At 67.1% G+C, this 16,136-nt stretch carries 15 protein-coding genes and 1 tRNA gene; 9 read left to right on the top strand and 7 right to left on the bottom strand.

Features of this window, described 5'->3' with window-relative positions:
• Window positions 1-103: 103 nt before the first annotated feature.
• The 6 genes from rplS to WEA80_02545 all read left to right on the top strand — a co-directional run bounded on the left by rplS (window position 104) and on the right by WEA80_02545 (window position 6,316).
• Entirely contained in the window at window positions 104-475 is a 372-nt protein-coding gene (gene rplS, locus WEA80_02570; protein MEX1185449.1) for a 50S ribosomal protein L19, read from the top strand.
• A gap of 42 nt (window positions 476-517) precedes the next feature.
• The gene (locus WEA80_02565) at window positions 518-1,255 is read left to right on the top strand and encodes a ribonuclease HII (GenBank protein ID MEX1185448.1); all 738 of its coding nucleotides are present in this window, start codon (window positions 518-520) and stop codon (window positions 1,253-1,255) included.
• Between the two features lie 123 nt (window positions 1,256-1,378).
• Entirely contained in the window at window positions 1,379-1,912 is a 534-nt protein-coding gene (gene purE, locus WEA80_02560; GenBank protein ID MEX1185447.1) for a 5-(carboxyamino)imidazole ribonucleotide mutase, read from the top strand.
• The gene (locus WEA80_02555; GenBank protein ID MEX1185446.1) at window positions 1,909-3,012 is read left to right on the top strand and encodes a 5-(carboxyamino)imidazole ribonucleotide synthase; all 1,104 of its coding nucleotides are present in this window, start codon (window positions 1,909-1,911) and stop codon (window positions 3,010-3,012) included. The genes purE and WEA80_02555 overlap by 4 nt, the downstream gene beginning before the upstream one ends.
• Window positions 3,009-3,680 carry a response regulator gene (locus WEA80_02550; GenBank protein MEX1185445.1) on the top strand — a complete coding sequence of 224 codons (672 nt, stop codon included), beginning with the start codon at window positions 3,009-3,011 and terminating at the stop codon, window positions 3,678-3,680. The genes WEA80_02555 and WEA80_02550 overlap by 4 nt, the downstream gene beginning before the upstream one ends.
• A gap of 176 nt (window positions 3,681-3,856) precedes the next feature.
• Window positions 3,857-6,316, top strand: a complete 2,460-nt coding sequence (locus tag WEA80_02545; GenBank protein MEX1185444.1) for a TonB-dependent receptor — start codon at window positions 3,857-3,859, stop codon at window positions 6,314-6,316.
• A 10-nt stretch (window positions 6,317-6,326) separates the two neighbouring features.
• On the opposite strand, the gene WEA80_02540 is transcribed toward WEA80_02545, so the two are convergent.
• From WEA80_02540 to WEA80_02530, 3 genes are read right to left on the bottom strand one after another with little or no spacing between them, the layout of a single operon-like run.
• Complete coding sequence (locus WEA80_02540; protein ID MEX1185443.1) at window positions 6,327-7,484, bottom strand: glycosyltransferase family 1 protein; 1,158 nt, start codon at window positions 7,482-7,484, stop codon at window positions 6,327-6,329.
• Window positions 7,481-8,764: a glycosyltransferase gene (locus WEA80_02535; GenBank protein MEX1185442.1), complete on the bottom strand. Its 1,284-nt coding sequence runs from the start codon at window positions 8,762-8,764 to the stop codon at window positions 7,481-7,483. The genes WEA80_02540 and WEA80_02535 overlap by 4 nt, the downstream gene beginning before the upstream one ends.
• Window positions 8,764-9,294, bottom strand: coding sequence for a phosphatase PAP2 family protein (locus WEA80_02530; GenBank protein MEX1185441.1), 531 nt, complete (start codon window positions 9,292-9,294; stop codon window positions 8,764-8,766). The genes WEA80_02535 and WEA80_02530 overlap by 1 nt, the downstream gene beginning before the upstream one ends.
• A 164-nt stretch (window positions 9,295-9,458) precedes the next feature.
• Between WEA80_02530 and WEA80_02525 the strand changes: the two genes are divergently transcribed.
• The 3 genes from WEA80_02525 (at window position 9,459) to WEA80_02515 (ending at window position 12,446) form a co-directional block, all read left to right on the top strand.
• Window positions 9,459-9,531, top strand: a tRNA-Lys gene (locus WEA80_02525).
• Between the two features lie 412 nt (window positions 9,532-9,943).
• The gene (locus WEA80_02520) at window positions 9,944-10,906 is read left to right on the top strand and encodes an ice-binding family protein (protein ID MEX1185440.1); all 963 of its coding nucleotides are present in this window, start codon (window positions 9,944-9,946) and stop codon (window positions 10,904-10,906) included.
• A gap of 340 nt (window positions 10,907-11,246) precedes the next feature.
• Window positions 11,247-12,446 carry an MFS transporter gene (locus tag WEA80_02515; GenBank protein MEX1185439.1) on the top strand — a complete coding sequence of 400 codons (1,200 nt, stop codon included), beginning with the start codon at window positions 11,247-11,249 and terminating at the stop codon, window positions 12,444-12,446.
• Between the two features lie 155 nt (window positions 12,447-12,601).
• On the opposite strand, the gene WEA80_02510 is transcribed toward WEA80_02515, so the two are convergent.
• The 4 genes from WEA80_02510 to WEA80_02495 all read right to left on the bottom strand — a co-directional run bounded on the left by WEA80_02510 (window position 12,602) and on the right by WEA80_02495 (window position 16,080).
• The gene (locus WEA80_02510) at window positions 12,602-12,760 is read right to left on the bottom strand and encodes a hypothetical protein (GenBank protein MEX1185438.1); all 159 of its coding nucleotides are present in this window, start codon (window positions 12,758-12,760) and stop codon (window positions 12,602-12,604) included.
• Window positions 12,757-14,355, bottom strand: coding sequence for a sodium-dependent transporter (locus WEA80_02505; GenBank protein MEX1185437.1), 1,599 nt, complete (start codon window positions 14,353-14,355; stop codon window positions 12,757-12,759). The genes WEA80_02510 and WEA80_02505 overlap by 4 nt, the downstream gene beginning before the upstream one ends.
• 181 nt (window positions 14,356-14,536) lie before the next feature.
• Window positions 14,537-15,022: a cyclic pyranopterin monophosphate synthase MoaC gene (gene moaC, locus WEA80_02500; GenBank protein MEX1185436.1), complete on the bottom strand. Its 486-nt coding sequence runs from the start codon at window positions 15,020-15,022 to the stop codon at window positions 14,537-14,539.
• Window positions 15,019-16,080 (bottom strand): hypothetical protein, encoded by a 1,062-nt coding sequence (locus tag WEA80_02495; GenBank protein MEX1185435.1) that lies wholly within the window; start codon window positions 16,078-16,080, stop codon window positions 15,019-15,021. The genes moaC and WEA80_02495 overlap by 4 nt, the downstream gene beginning before the upstream one ends.
• Window positions 16,081-16,136: the final 56 nt, after the last annotated feature.

Raw genomic sequence — 16,136 nt, 5'->3', positions numbered from 1 at the left:
ACCATGGGGGGCAACTGGCCTTAGCGCGCCTGCGTGATTAATTTGATGGGTCTATCCCAGACATTCCTCACCGGGCGCTCTAGCCAGCGTCGGAGCTCCGTTTATGCACGCATTCAGCGAAACCCAAAAAGAGTGGCTGCGGGACGACATCCCACCTTTCCGCGCCGGTGACACCATCCGCGTCAACGTCCGCGTCAAGGAAGGCGACAAGGAGCGGCTCCAGGCGTTCGAGGGTGTGTGCATCGCCCGCCGCGGCGCCGGCGTCAGCCAGACCTTCACGGTCCGCAAGATCTCCAGCGGCATCGGCGTCGAGCGAATCTTCCCCGTGCACTCCCCGATGATCGGGAGCCTGCAGGTCGTTCGTCGCGGCCGCGTGCGCAGAGCCAAGCTCTATTACCTCCGCCAGCTCACCGGCAAGGCGACGCGCATCAAGGAGCGGAAAGTGAAGGTCACGGTCCCGGTCACCGGCGAGTAAAGTGCTTCGCCCCGAGCCCGGTAACGGGTCGCGGGGTTAGGTGTGACCGGCGCGCGCCGGCCGCACCCGCGAAAACGCTGGAGCACCATCGAGCGCGACCTCCGCGCTTCGATGGGACCGATGCTCGCCGGAGTGGACGAAGTCGGACGTGGTCCGCTTGCCGGCCCGGTCGTCGCCTGCGCCGTGATCATGCCTCCCAACGAGCGCGCCATCCCCGGCGTGGACGATTCCAAGAAGCTGCTCCCGGCCACGCGCCTCAAGCTTGCGCTCAAGATTCGCGAGCGCGCGGTGTGCGTCGCCCTCGGCGCCGCGTCGGTCCGCGAGATAGACCGCATCAACATCTACCAGGCGAGCGTGCTCGCCATGCGCCGCGCGCTCGCCAGACTGCCGCTCACGCCCGATCACGTCGTGGTCGACGGCAATCGCATACGCACCCTGCCGGTACCGCATACTGCGGTGGTCCATGGCGATTCGCGGTGCTTCAGCATTGCCTGCGCGTCCATTCTCGCGAAGGTGACCCGAGACCGTTTGATGGCCGCGCTCGGGCGCAGACACCCCGGCTACTGCTGGGACACCAACGCGGGATACACCACGCGCGATCACGTCGCCGGGCTCGCTTCGCAGGGGATAACCGCGCATCACCGGCGCAGTTTCTGGCGCATCGGCCAGCTCACGTTCGACTTCGATTCCGTGGTAACCGAGAGCGACGAAGGGATTGAACATCTGGCGCAACTGCTGGCTGCACAGACGGAGAGTGACACGCCCCAGCTTCTGGCATAGCAGTCGCAATCAGCCCATTGGCAACGTGCGTCCCGCGTCAGTTACTAGTCACTAATCACTAATCACTAGCCACTAGTCACCAGTCACCAGTCACCAGTCACCAGTCACTAGTCACCAATCACCATGCCCGCTCCTCTCGTCGGCATCATCATGGGCTCCCGGTCCGACTGGGAGACGATGTCGCACGCGGCCGATACGCTCGCGGAGCTCGGCATCCCGCATGAGACCAAAGTGATCTCAGCGCACAGGACACCCGACCTGCTGTTCGAGTACGCCTCGTCGGCGGAGCAGCGCGGGCTCGAGGTGATCATCGCGGGAGCCGGCGGCGCGGCACATTTGCCCGGCATGACCGCCGCCAAGACGATGCTCCCGGTGCTGGGCGTGCCCGTCGAATCGAAGACGCTCAAGGGTTTGGACTCGCTCCTGTCCATCGCGCAGATGCCCGCGGGAGTTCCCGTCGGAACCCTGGCGATCGGCAAGGCCGGCGCGATCAACGCGGCGCTGCTGGCGGCGCAGATAGTCGCGCGCAAGCACGTGAAATTTCAGGCGGCGCTCAGCACGCGCCGCGACGGGATGCGGGACGCGGTGCTGGAGCAGCCCGATCCCGCTGCTCCCGCGCGCGCGCGCAAGCCGGCGAGCAAGCGGGGGAAGCGATGAACGTCGGCGTTCTCGGGGCGGGCCAGCTCGGCAGGATGCTCGCGCTGGCCGGCCGCGGCCTCGGGATCCGATTCAGCTTCTTCGATCCGAATCCCGATTCGCCGGCTCGCGACGTCGGAGAGCTGACGGCCGCCGATTATTCCGACCCGGCCGCGCTGGAGCGGTTCACCGAAGGACTCGACGTCGCCACGTACGAGTTCGAGAGCATCCCGGTCGCCGCCGTCGAGGCCGTCGCCAGGCGTGTTCCCGTGTTTCCGTCCGTGCAGGCGCTGAAGGTCTCGCAGGACCGCGTGCTCGAGAAGCGCAGCTTCCAGCACATGAGCATCCGCACCGCGCCGTGCCGCGACGTCGCGAGTCGCGGCGACCTCGACAAGGCCGCGCACGAGATCGGGCTGCCGGCTGTGCTCAAGACCCGCCGCCTCGGGTACGACGGCAAGGGACAGGTCGTGATCCGCGACGAGAACGGGTTGGCGGACGCGTGGGACAGGCTCGGTGGAGTTCCGCTGATTCTCGAGCAGTTCATCGAGTTCGACCGGGAGCTCTCCATCATCGGGGCGAGGTCGCGCTCGGGCGAGATAGTTTTTTATCCGATGGTGGAGAACGAGCACAGGGAAGGAATCCTGAGCCGCTCGGTCGCTCCCGCGGAAGTGAGCGAGACGAAGATCCGAGCTGCGCGGGATTACGTGCGGCGGCTGATGTCGAGCTTCGACTACGTCGGCGTGCTCGCGCTCGAGATGTTCGAGTCGGGCGAGAAGCTGATCGCGAACGAGATAGCGCCGAGGGTGCACAACTCGGGGCATTGGACGATCGAAGGCGCCGAGACCAGCCAGTTCGAGAATCACGTTCGCGCAATCTGCGGCAGAGAGCTCGGCGGCGCCGGCGCTCTCGGACATTCAGTGATGCTGAACATTCTCGGCACCGTTCCCGACGTCGCGCGCATCGAAAGCATTGCCGGCGCGCACGTGCACATGTACGGCAAGGCCCCGGCGCCGCGCCGCAAGCTGGGGCACGTCACTGTAACGGGAGAGGACGCCGCGGAAGCTCGCGACCGCGCGGCGGCGGTGGTGCGGGCAATGGTGCCGGAGGGCGTGCCGGCGTGAGCGACACGGGACCGGGTGCGCGCAGAGCCGAGATCGGGCACGAGCTGAACAACCTGCTCGCCGCGATTCAGGGGAACGCCGACCTGATGCGCGGCGACTTCGGCGGGGTCGAGGCAATCAGGGAGGGGCTGGACGAGATCGACAGGGCGGTGGCGCGCGCGCGCGATCTGGCGCGGAAGCTCCTCGCCGACCCGGCGTCGGGGTCGAAGTCCGACGTCGTGCCGCCGCCGCCGCGGCCGGTCGCCCGCGAGCCGCGCGGACAAACGGTGCTGATCGCGGACGACGAGGAGCCGGTGCGCCGGGTGGCGTCCCGGCTGCTCGTGCGGAACGGCTACGACGTGCGCGAGGCCGCGAATGGGGCAGAGGCATTGCGGATGCTCGCGGCGGCCGACGGCGGCATCGACATTCTCGTCAGCGACATCATCATGCCGGAGATGGGCGGACTCGAGTTGGCCCGCCGGGTGGCGAGCGCTTTCCCCGCGCTGCCGATCCTCCTGATCTCCGGGTACAGCGACAGCCAGGAGCTCGGGCAGTCGATCCCCGCAGGACTGGATCTTCTACAGAAGCCGTTCAGCGGTACCGACCTGACGGCCGCCGTAGCGCGCTGCCTCGAGCGGAGAGCGCCGGGCATTAAGCAGCAAAATTTGAATCCTGAGGGATCAGCTTAGTCGTTGCGACTTCGGATTGAGGACTTTGCGGCCTCAGTCCGTAATCCCAGGTGAACGGCCAAATACTCAATCCCGATAGATCTTGACGGGATTGATTCCTGGGCTCTAAGTTCCAAGTGTGACTCTTGAGAATCGTTCTCAACTAGCGTTCTGAACCAAAAGCCCTCGAAAATCCGATGAAAGCTTCCCGTCACGCCTTCGGCAGCGGTCGCGCATTCCCGCACTGCGTGTCCACCCTTCTCTTCGCCCTGCTGTTCGCCGGAGTCGCTTCCGCCCAGGCCCAGACAGGAATCGTCCGAGGGCGCCTCGTCCTCTCCGGGACTGGAGCTCCGGTCAGCGGTGGGATCGTGTCAGTGGCCGGCACCTCGCGCGCGACGCAGACGAATGACGACGGGTCGTTCCAGCTCACCGGACTGACGCCGGGGAACTACGAGATCGAGGGCAAGCGCATCGGCACCACGGTGGCGCGCGCGGTCGTGACGGTCCGCGAGGGAGCCGTCGCGGACGTCACGTTGCGCGTGGCCGAAGCGCCGGTCGAGATCGTCGGAGTGGAAGTCGTGGGCTCGCGCTCCGACGCGCTGTCGCGCCTCCCCGGCTCCGCGGCGGTAATCCCCGCGCACGAGCTGCAGGCGATGCAGCCGCTGTCCGCGAACGAGGCGCTCCGCACGCTCCCCGGCGTGCACGTGCAGGATGAGGAAGGCGTCGGCCTCCGCGCCAACGTCGGCATCCGCGGACTCGATCCCGACCGCAGCCGTACGCTGCTCGTGCTCGAGGACGGCGTGCCGGTAGCGCTCGCGCCGTACGGCGAGCCCGAGATGTACTACTCGCCCCCCATCGATCGCATGAACCGCGTCGAGCTGGTGAAGGGGAGCGGCTCGATCCTGTTCGGCCCGCAGACGATCGGTGGCGTGCTCAACTACGTGACGGCCGACGCGCCCTCGGTCGCGACTGGCAGCGTCACGCTGCGTGCAGGCGAAGGACACTCCCGTCTCATTCAGGCGAATTACGGCGGCAGCTGGAGCGGCGTCCGCGGCAACATCGGCGCGTTCGACAAGCGCGCCAGTGATCTCGCGGGACTCTGGTTCAATGTGAGCGACGTCACGGCGAAGGTCGGCGCTCGCACCGCGGCGGGCGAGCTCGGAGTGAAGGCGACCTACTACGACGAGCGGTCCAACTCCACCTACGTGGGTCTGACGCAGGCGATGTACGATGCCTCGCCGTACACGCATCCCGCGCCGAACGATCTGCTGCACATCCGGCGGTATGCCGTGACGGCGTCGCACGAGACCGGCTTCCTCGGGAACAGCAGCGTGCGTACGAGCGCGTACGCCTATCAGACCACGCGTAACTGGCGCCGGCAGGATTACGGCTACACAGCCGACGGGACGCAGCACGTGTTCCGCAACAGCACCGGCAACCGAAACCGAAGCTTCGACGTGGCCGGCATCGAGCCGCGGTTCCGCACGGTGTGGCCGCGCGGCGGCCGGCCGGTCGAGCTCGACTTCGGCGCGCGCCTGCATTACGAGCGTGCGCGCGACCAGCACATCAACGGCGCGACCGCGACGGCTTCGACGGGAGAAGTGCGCGACGACGAGATCCGCGTCGGCAAGGCGGTGTCGGCGTTCGTGCAGAGCCGGTTCTTCATCACGCCCGCGTTACACGTGACTCCGGGCCTTCGCCTGGAGCGGTTCACCTACGACCGCAACATCCTCCGCGCGCGCGTCCGTCGATCCACCGGCAGCGGGACGACGCGGAACGTCGAGGACGTGAGCATCCAGGGCAGCGACGCCGTCGCCGAAGTCATTCCCGGAATCGGCAGCGCTTGGACTCCGTCCCCGCTGTTCACTCTCTTCGCGGGCGTGCATCGCGGCTTCTCGCCGCCGCGCGTGAAGGACGGGCTGGTGTATCCGGATCCGACGCTCGGCGCGGACGACCAGATCCCGGAGCTCCAGACGCTCAGCCTCGACGCCGAGCGCAGCCTCAACTACGAGCTCGGCACGCGGCTGACGCCGCGGCCATATCTGTCGCTCGAGGCGACGGCGTTCTATCTGGATTTCACGAACCAGATCATCGAGCCTTCCTTGTCCGCGGGCAGCGCCGCGGACGTCGCTCTGGCCAACCAGGGCGCGACGCGCCACCGCGGCGTCGAGGCCGCACTGTCGCTCGACGTCGCGAAGGCGATGGGGCAGCCGTTCGGCCTGATCGCGCGCTTCGCGGCGACGCGCACCGCGGCGAAGTTCTCGAAGGATCGCTTTCTCCGGTCCGCGTCGGGCGACACGGTGAACGTGCGCGGGAATCGCCTGCCGTACGCGCCGGAGATCACGGCCAGCGCGTCGCTGACCTTCGATCATCCGTCGGGTCTGTTGCTCCGGCTGGACGGCTTGCACGTGGGCGAGCAGTTCGCCGACAACTTCGAGACGCGCCAGGGGTCGGCCAACGGGCGGACCGGATTGATTCCGGCGTATCGCGTGTTCGATCTCGCGGCGCGCTACCGATTGCCGATGCTGCGCGATCTCTCGCTATCCGCCGCGGTTAAGAATCTCGCCGGCGACAAGTACATCGCGTCGCGCCGGCCGGAAGGGATCAAGCCGGGGCTGCCCCGCACCGTGTCGGCGGGGCTCGAGTGGCGGCTGTGATCCAGCGCCGCTAGATAGCCCCGGGAGCGAGCGCGATCTCGTTGTAGTCGCGCACCAGATCGTCGAACACCGAGCTCCACGACCGTGTGCCCGCCGCGCGGAGAGCGGCCGCCGCCATGCGGGATCGCTCCGCCGGAGCCGTAGCCAGCCGGTAGATCTCCTCGGCGAGCGCGGCGTCGTCCCCGGGCGGGACGAACGCGCCCGCCTGGTTGCCCACCACCTCGCGCGTCGGTCCGGCATCGGCGGCGACCACCGGTAGTCCGGAAGCCATCGCTTCCAGCAGCACCTGCCCGAACGTGTCGGTCGTTGACGGGAAGACGAACAGGTCGGCTGACGCGTACGCCTCGCTCAAGGCGTCGCCGGACAGCCGCCCGGCAAAGACGGCGACGCGCGGCGCAAGCGACCGCAGCCGCTCCTCGTATGGTCCTTCGCCCACGACGACGAAGCGGATCGACTTCTCGCCTTCCAGCCGGCGCATCGCCGCCGCGGCCACGGCGAGACCCTTCTCCGCGGCGATCCTGCCGATGTACGCGACGACGACCGTGTCCGGTCTCGCTCCGAAGCGCGCCCGCATCGCCGCGCTCCGCTTGGCCGGATTGAAGCGCGACATGTCGACTCCGCGACCCCAGATCCTGGTGTTGCGGAATCCTCTCTCGTCCAGCTCGGCGCGGATCGCCTTCGACGGGCAATAGGTGCGCAGCCCGCCGTTGTGAAACCAGCGGAGAAACGACCAGCCGGGGGCGCTGAGCTTCCCGAGCTTGTAGAACGCGGCGTACTGGCTGAAGCTCGTGTGGTACGACGTCACCACGGGAATGCCCAGCGAGCGCGCCGCGCGCCGCGCCGCGAGCCCCACGCCGAACGGGGTCGCGACGTGCACCAGCGTGGGCCGCCAGGCGAACAGCTCGCGCGCGACCAGCCGCGCCGGCGGCAGCGAGACGCGGAGCTGCGGATACGCCCAGAACGGAATGCTCGGCCAGCGCCGAACGGCCGATTCGGCTCCGGGAGCGCGCGGGTCGGTCGTCGTCACGACCCGCACCTCGCCGCCCCGCTCGCGCACGGCGTGAGTGAGGCGGCCGAGCGCGGCAGCCACGCCGTTCATGTGCGGCGGATAGGTGTCGCTGAAGATCGCGAGCCGCATCCCTTCGGCCGACACCGCCGGCGCGGTCACTTCGCGATCCCGGCGTACACCTGGAAGAGGCGGTCGAAGGTTCCCGACCAGCTGTGCTCGCGCTCCGCGTGCTCCCGGCCCTTCGCGCCGAGCGCGGGCAAATCTTCCCGCAGCATCGCGGAGACTTCCTCGGCCAGATTGGGCGCACTGCCGGTGACGAACAGGCGGCCCGCGCCCGATCGTTGGACGTGCTCGGCTACCGCGCCACGATCGCACGACAGCACCGGGATCCCCGACGCGAGCGCTTCCACCGCCGCGAGCCCGAACGTCTCCACCGGTCCGGGCGCGATGTAGAAATCCAGCGCCGCTACCAGGTCGGCCAGCGCGTCGCGGCTCTTCTCAAAGGGGAGCCAGAGGATGCGCTTTGATTTCGCGCGGGCGCGCAGTTCCGCCTTGAGCGGTCCGTCTCCGATCAGCAACAGAGTTGCGTCGGTGCGGCGCTCGACGATGCTCCACGCGTCGATGAGGACGTGCAGGTCCTTCTCGCGCGCGAACCGGCCGACGTACGCGGTCAGCGGACCCTCGGGCAGCGAGTGCTTCCGCCGTGTCTCGGCCGCGTGCTCTTTCCTGCGCGGATGGAAGCCGTCGAGATCCACTCCCATCGGCACGCGCACCGTGTTCTCCACGCCGACCCGCCGCAGCTCGGACGCGGAGAAGTCGGACGCGACCAGGGTGGTGACGAACAGCTTGTCGAGCGCGCGCAGATAGCCGTACGCCATCTCCCTCGCCGCGGTCCAGGCGACGCCGGTCTTGTGGTGCGGCGCGATGATGTTGGGGAAGTCGCTGTGAAAGAAGCACACGATCGGGATGTCCGTGCCGCGCGACGCGCGGCTCACTATCCACGGCACGATGCCCGTGCTTCCGACCTCGATGATGTCCGGGCGCTCGTGCGCGACAATGCGCGTGTTGGCGCGGAGTCCGGCCATGAACCTGTACGGGTGCTGCGTCGGCACCGGCTGGCCGCGCAGGCGGTAGCAGCGCACGCCTTCGCTCTCGGTGACGGAGTCGCCGGGCCCGGGGACCACCAGCACGTGCCGCAGCGACGGCGACGCCTCGACGTACTTCGCCTTCTCCAGGAGGTACGTGCGGATCCCGCCCGTGGTTTCGCCGAAGAATTCGGTGATGTCGAGGACGCCGATGCGCGCGTCAGGTCTGAGCTTCGCCGGCAGCGCGGCCGTGCGGAGATCCATTGCCGCGGGGATACCGGCCGGAAAAAGAGTCTGCTCGAGCGTCACTTCCGAGCGGGAGTCCTGCGCGGCCGGCGATCGCGTGCCGGCCATCAGCTCGCGATTACTAACGCTCCGGTGAGAATCGCGATCGCCTGACCGATAACGACATCACCCGGGTAATGCACACCGAGGAAGACGCGTGACGCGCCAACCGCCAGGGCAAGAGCGAGCAACGGCGCGGCCCATGCCGGGAACGCCATCGCGTACACGAAGGCGACGGACATTGCGGCGGCGGCGTGCCCCGAAGGACAGGAAAACCGGTCCGGCTCCTCGATGAACGTCGAGCAGCCGATGCCGGTGGACGGACGCGGCCGGCTCAGCTTGCGCTTCATGATCTGCACGACGAAGTGCGAGATGCCGAGCGTGACGAGCGCGTTCCAGGCGGCGAGCTGCAGCAGGTCCTGGCCGAACGCCAGCGGCACCAGCCCCGCCGTCACCGTTACCTGAACCCCGCCGAGGTGCGTGATGATGCGCCAGAAGCGCTGGACCGCGTGGGTAGCCGCGGAGCCGATCGCCCAGCGCGTGAAGAGGGCGCGATCGCGGCGGTCGAGCTTGTGCAGGAGGGAGAAGGTGATTTTCACTTTCCCAAAGATAGGCCGGAAGGCGGTGTTTGGCGAGCGTGTTTACCGTACGCTGCCGACCGCGGCGCGGCATTGGGATGTCGGTCGAATATCCGCCCACGACGACGATGGCGACCCGACCTGATCGGTCCGATTTTTCTCCGGGTTATATTGGCAGAGCATCAGACCCGGTAGCTCAGTTGGTAGAGCAACGGACTTTTAATCCGTAGGTCCTGGGTTCGAGACCCAGCCGGGTCATAAGGAGTTACGCGTTTTTCGGGATAGGAAAACCAGCCGTATCCAATGATTTATCCAAAGCCAGCCCGCTGCGGGTTTCTGGGAGCAAGAACCGTTCGCCGGCGCCCCAAAAAGGCCCGGCGTTCGTGTTTTCATAGGAGTAGCCGCGAGACGTGGGACCAAAGTGTTAACGATGGTTAACCTTCGCGGGCACGGTCCAACTCAGCTGTGGCCGCGAAAATGCAGAACAACGAATCGTTGGGACACTCTCCTTGCTCATCGTCTTACCGGGTATCACTGGGGTTCGGATTGGAAACGTCATCGCCGCGGAGTGGTGGGAGCACTACTCACGGCGCCGAAAGAAATAATAGATGGAACTCAGAGAGGATTCGCCGGGTGCGGGAGACCGCGCCCAGCTCCTTTCAGAAATTTGATGACTGAGAACCACGATTACCCCAAGGAGACCCACATGCGCACGCACAACCATCCACTGCAACTGGCACGGGCGTTCGCTCCGCCCGGATTTGCCGCAGGAATCCTCCTCACATTGGCGCTGCTCACCGCGGCGTGCAGCGACAGCGACCCCGCGTCCCCGATCATCGCGCCCCCGCTCCTCTCCAGCTCGAGCAACGGCCATTCGGCCCAGGGGTCGAATTTCGTGGTGCTCGCCAACGCGGAGGTGACCTGCACCGACGGGAAGATCACCGGAGACGTGGGCACCTTCCAAGGCCCCCCCACCGGCTCGGTCACCAGGACCAGGTGCCCCATCACGGGGTCGGTTCACGTGGGGGATGCAGCCGCCCAGGCGGCTTTCAACGCCTTCGTCAATGAGTATGAGTTGCTCGCGCCAGAACTGGGGGACTGCACCGCGGCCAATACCTTGACGGGTACCCTCGCTGGCGTGACGCTCTCGCCCGGTACCTACTGTGTCACCGCGGTGACGAAGACCGGCACGTTGACGCTCAACGGCGGCGGGTCGTATACCTTCCTGGTTTCTGGCGCACTCACGGGCAGCAGCTTCAATGTGATCTTGGCCAACGGCGCTCAGGCGTGCGACGTCACATGGTTGACCACCGCGGCCGCGACCATGACCGATTCGCACTTCATCGGAACGATTCTCGCTTGGGCGGGCATCACCTTGACCCGTGGAACGTTCGACGGCAATGCTTGGGCGGGAGCCTCCGGCGTCGGCGACGTGACGATCACAGGCACCGACGTTACCGGCTGCGAGGGTCGCAAAGGCAGCGGCAACGCGGGGCAGCGCTGCAACCAGGGCGTGGGGAACGGACCCGAGATCTGCGATCCGGGCAACTCGAACCAGGGCGATCCGAGCCGGTCGAATGACGAGCTCGACGGGACCCCCGGCAACCCGGGCCGCAAGGGTGGCAACAAGTAAGTAGCGATGCCGTCGCGAAGAACGAGGCGGAGGGGCGTTGTCCGGACCCTCCGTCCTCGCTCCGGGGCGGCAGTCTAGCAGGACTGATCGGAAGCGCCCCTCCGACAAAAAAAAGGCTGACTTTCGTCAGCCCTTTTTTTCGTCTGGAGCATTGTGGGGTCGCGACATCATCCGCAGCGCCGGGTTGGGCGCGCGGCCCGCCCCAACTTCCTTCGCGCGGGGCAACGACTCCTCGCGCTCGTCCGCCGGATCCCAGGTCGGGCCGCACCGTGGCGACGGAGGGCAGCACCAGCGCGCGGCGCTCGTCCTGCATCTATTTCCCCTTGCTACCTTTTCGGCCATGCAAGAGGTGGCCGACTCCGGAAAGTGGCGGGCGCTGGCCCTGCTCGGTAGTGCCGAGCTGCTCGGAATGTCGCTCTGGTTCTCCGCGAGCGCGGTGTCGCCGCAGCTCGCCGCGCTGTGGGGGCTGTCCGCGTCGGAGGCAGGCTGGCTCACCACGGTGGTGCAGCTCGGCTTCGTCGCCGGGACGGCCGTCGCCGCGACGCTCAACCTCGCCGACATCGTCCGCTCGCGCACGCTGTTCGCGCTGTCCGCGCTGGCGGGCGCCGCCGCGAACGCGGCGATTCTCTCGGTGGACGGCTACCAGGGCGCGCTGGCGCTACGGTTCCTCACCGGATTCTTCCTCGCGGGAGTGTATCCGCCGGCGATGAAGATGATCGCGACGTGGTTCCTGACCCAGCGGGGACTCGCGATCGGCACGATCGTCGGAGCGCTCACGATCGGGAAAGCCACGCCGTATCTGGTGAACGCGATTCCCGAGACGGGCCCCGCGCCCGTCGTGCTCGCCGCGTCGGCGGGCGCGGCCATCGCCGCGTTGCTGGTGTGGATCGGATTCCGGGACGGGCCGTACGCGTTCGCATCGCGGCCGTTCTCCTGGGGGCTGGTCGGCTCGGTCGCGCGCGTCCGCGAGTGGCGGCTCGCGACGGCGAGCTACCTTGGCCACATGTTCGAGCTGTACGCGGTGTGGACGTGGATCCCCGCCTTCCTCGCGGCGAGCGTGCTCGCGCGCAATCCGGATTCCACCGCACCCGTCACGCTGCTCTCGTTCCTCGCCATCGCCATCGGTGGAGCGGGATGCGTCTGGGGCGGACTGTTCGCCGACAAGGAAGGGAGAGAGAAGCTCGTCACCATCTCGCTCGTGGCCAGCGGCGCATGCTGCCTCCTGAGCGCGCTGTTGTTCGGAACCTCGCTCTGGCTGCTCGCGCCCTTCGCCATGGCGTGGGGCTTCTTCGTGATCGCAGACAGCGCGCAATTCAGCACGCTCGTGACGGAGTCGGTGCCGCGGCACGCGGTGGGTACCGCGCTCACGATGCAGACGTCGCTCGGGTTTCTGCTGACGATGCTGCCGATGCAGCTCGTTCCGGAGTTCGCCGCGCGCGTGGGATGGCGGTGGGCGCTCTTTTTTCTGGCACTCGGCCCGGCGGCGGGGATCGTCGCGATTAAACGGCTAGCGCGGCTCAGACGGGAAACTGCCACATAGAACAGCCAAGCTGCGAGCGGCCAGCGAAAAACGCCGCCAGCTACGAGCTGCGAACGATGTTGACGGTCAGAATCGTAGGCAGCTCGCAGCTGGCCGCTTCCAGCTGGCAGCTCGCAGCTTGGCAGTTCTAAGTGGCAGTCGAAGTGGCAGTGGAACTATCTGCCCGTCACCGACCCCTCCGGCGGCACTGCCGGCCCGATTCCATCCGGATCGTGATGCTTCTTGTGAGTCAGCAGCCGATAAAACGCCCACGAGACCAGCCCGAGCACGAACCCCCAGCTCAGGGCCATGAAGATGATCGCTCCCGGTGTCATACCGCCGTCCTCCCTGACTGGTCGACTTCCACGAAGCCGGCGCGGTCGTCATAGTTGTTGCGCTTCCACGCGATCCGGATGAGGAACGCGAACACGACGGCGAAGCCGACGATCACCAGTCGAGCCGTCGTGACGTAAGGATGCATCTCCGCCGTGAGCGTTCCGCCGCCGGCCGCCTTGGCGTTGGTGAGAATCGGAATGGCGTCCTGGAAGCCCCACCATCCGAGAATGAAGAGCAGGTACACCGGCGTGACGTACGTCATCACGAACTTGAAGATGCGCGGGATCTGGATGTCCGCGCCCTGGTGGATCGACGCCCACGCGTTCTCCGGCTTGAACACCCACATGAAGAGCACCGTCTCGATCACGGCGAGCACCACCAGGCCGAACGTCCCCGCCCAGTAGTCCCACTCGTCGAGGAAGCCGTACTGCAGCCAGAAGATGTTCATCAGGCCGAACAGCAGCGTGACCAGTCCGAACGACCAGGCGATGATCTCGCGCTTCCAGCCGAATTCCTCCCGGAAGAACGCCACGATCGGCGTGAGCATCGCGACCGACGAAGTGATGCCGGCGAAGAAGAGCAGCATGAACCACATGAAGCCGAGCACGTTGCCCATCGGCATCTGCTGAAACACCACCGGCATCGTCGCGAAGCCGAGGTTGAACGAGCCGGACTGCGCCACCGCCATCGCGCCGGTGACGCCGAAGAACACTACCGCCGCCGGGATCGCGATCGTGCCGCCGAGGATGACTTCGGCGGTCTCATTGGTCGCCGCGGTGGCGATGCCGTTCAGCGCGATGTCGTCTTTCTTCGACAGGTAGGATGCGTATGCCTGCAAAGAGCCCATGCCCACGGACAGAGTGAAGAAGATCTGTCCGGCCGACGCCAGCCAGACGCTCGGCTCGTCGAGGCGGGAGAAATCCGGGTTGTAGATGAATTGCAGTCCCTGCCACGCGGTCTCGCCGCCAGGGCCCGCCGGAAGGAAGATCACGACGACCATGAGAACCACGGCGAACAGGAACAGGATCGGCATTCCTATCCGCGCCAGCTTCTCGATTCCCCCGGATATCCCGCGCGACAGCACCCAGATGTTGATCGCGAGCGTAACCAGGAAGAAGCCGAGCGCGGTCATGTGGCTGCTGCCCGCGGTGATCCCCTGATACGACTGGAGGTACCCCACCATCGCTTCCTGCGAGGTGTTGCCCCAGTAGTCCTTCGTGATCGAGAAGAAGGAGAACGCGAGCGTCCAGCTCTCGATGTACGTGTAGTAGATCATCACGGTCAACGGCACGATCATGCCGATGATGCCGAGGTATTTGGCCGCGGGATGCTTCCAGATCGCCGCGAACATCCCGGGGATGTGGCCCTTCCTGAACCGGCCGCCGTTCCGCCCCACGCCCCACTCGATCCACATCAGCGGGATGCCGAGCAGGAGCAGCGCGATGAAGTAGGTGATCATGAACGACCCGCCGCCGTTCACCGCGGCCTGTCGTGGAAACCTCAGGAAATTACCCAGCCCGACGGCGTTGCCCGCCATGGCAAGGATCAACCCGATGCGGGTGCCCCATGCCTCGTGAGAAGATGACGTGCTCAAGTGTGCCTCAGTCGGTGGTGTGCCGAACTCAAGCCAGCGTTAGCGGGCGTAAATAGACGTTCCCGCCGTGACGCGCGGAAGGGGGAGGGGGAAGCCGCGTGATGGTTTGGGGAGCCGGTCAGGATCGGCCCCGGCACCCGGGCTCGAGCCTGACCACACGCATTGCGTCACGTGCACACTCCTATTGGCCTGACTTACCCCCGCGCTTCTCTACCAGCTCGATCCCTCCAAGGACCATCGTCTTGTCGATCGCCTTGGCCATGTCGTACACGGTGATCAGCGCCACCGACACCGCGACGATCGCCTCCATCTCCACGCCCGTGCGGCCCACCGTCCGCGCGATCGCTTCGACGCGCACACCCGGGAGCGCGTCGTCCAGCTCGAAAGCGACGTCCACGTCGGTGAGCGGAAGCGAGTGGCACAGCGGAATCAGCTCCGCCGTTCGCTTCGCGGCGAGGACGCCGGCGACTCGCGCCACTCCCAGCACGTCGCCCTTCGGCGCCTGGTTCTCACGGATCGCCGTCAGAGTCGCCGCCTGCATGCGGATCTCTCCGCGCGCGCGCGCCATCCGCTCCGTCGCCGGTTTCGCGGTCACGTCCACCATGCGGGCCCGCCCGCTCGCGTCCACGTGGCTGAGCTTCGCGCCCGCGTCGCCCGGCTCGCTCACGACAGATGCTCGCTCAGGTCGAGCACGAGCTTGGCGGTGACGAGCTGCGGATTCACGTTGCCCGCCGCTCGCTCCTTGGCGATCTCCACGAGGTCCGCGGCCGCCGCGAGCCGCGCGGCTCTCGGCCGGTCGTCGCGCGACACCGCCTCGCGGGTCCGCTCGGACAGCAGCACGGTCAAGGCGTCGAGCGAATCGGTGAACGCGCCGCGCGCATTGCTCACGCCGCGCGTGAGGGCGAGGGAGAATCGCTCCGGCGTCCGGCCCGCGGCGGCGTCCAGCATCCGGCGCGCGACCGTGATCGCCTGCGCGTCCTCGGATTCGTTCAGGATGCGTCCGGGCGCTCCGCCGAGCAGATCCGCCCGCGGCTCCGAGCGCTTCGTCGTCTTCAGAAAGACCCGCACGGCCTCGTCCTGGAGAAACTCCGCTACCTCTTTTTCCGTCAGCCGCGGCACGCGCACGGCCGCCACTCGCGAGCGGATGGTGGGCAGCAGGGCCGCGGGCTCGCTCGACGTGAGGATGAAGAAGGTGTCCGCCGGCGGCTCCTCCAGCAGCTTGAGCAGCGCGTTCGCCGCCTGGTCGGCTCCCTCCTGCGACACCATGCGTTCGGCATCGCCGATCACGAAGACTTTGCGCGCCGCCAGCGCGGGCGAGAGCAGCGCGTCGCGTGTCAGCGAGCGCACTGCGGCGATGAAGATCCCCTCGCTCCCCGACGGTGCCGCGTACAGCCCGCCCTCCTCGACGCGCTCGACGACCGCCTCGCGGTAATCGTCCCGCACGTCGTCTGGATCGGGATCGGAATCCTTGAGCCGCGGCCGCGGAAAGAACCAGTGCAGATCGGGGTGCTGCAGCTCGCGCATGTAGCGGCAGTGCTGGCACTTGCCGCACGGGCGATCTTCTCCCGAGCACAGCAGCAGCTGCGCCAGCCAGAGCGCGAGACGCTGCTTGCCGATCCCCGCGGGGCCGTGGAGCAGCAGGCTGGACGGCAGCCGTCCCGCCGCCGCGCTCCGCGCCAGCCGTTTGCGCAGCGAGGCGTGTCCGTACAGCGGAATCAGAGGCATGCCGGAATATGGCACGGTTCGTGACCCCTATGAATCCGCGAACCATCATCAGGAGA

The sequence above is a fragment of the Gemmatimonadaceae bacterium genome (genome assembly GCA_040882285.1).
Lineage (GTDB): Bacteria > Gemmatimonadota > Gemmatimonadetes > Gemmatimonadales > Gemmatimonadaceae > JACDCY01.
This window is presented reverse-complemented; position numbering and strand designations above follow the sequence as displayed.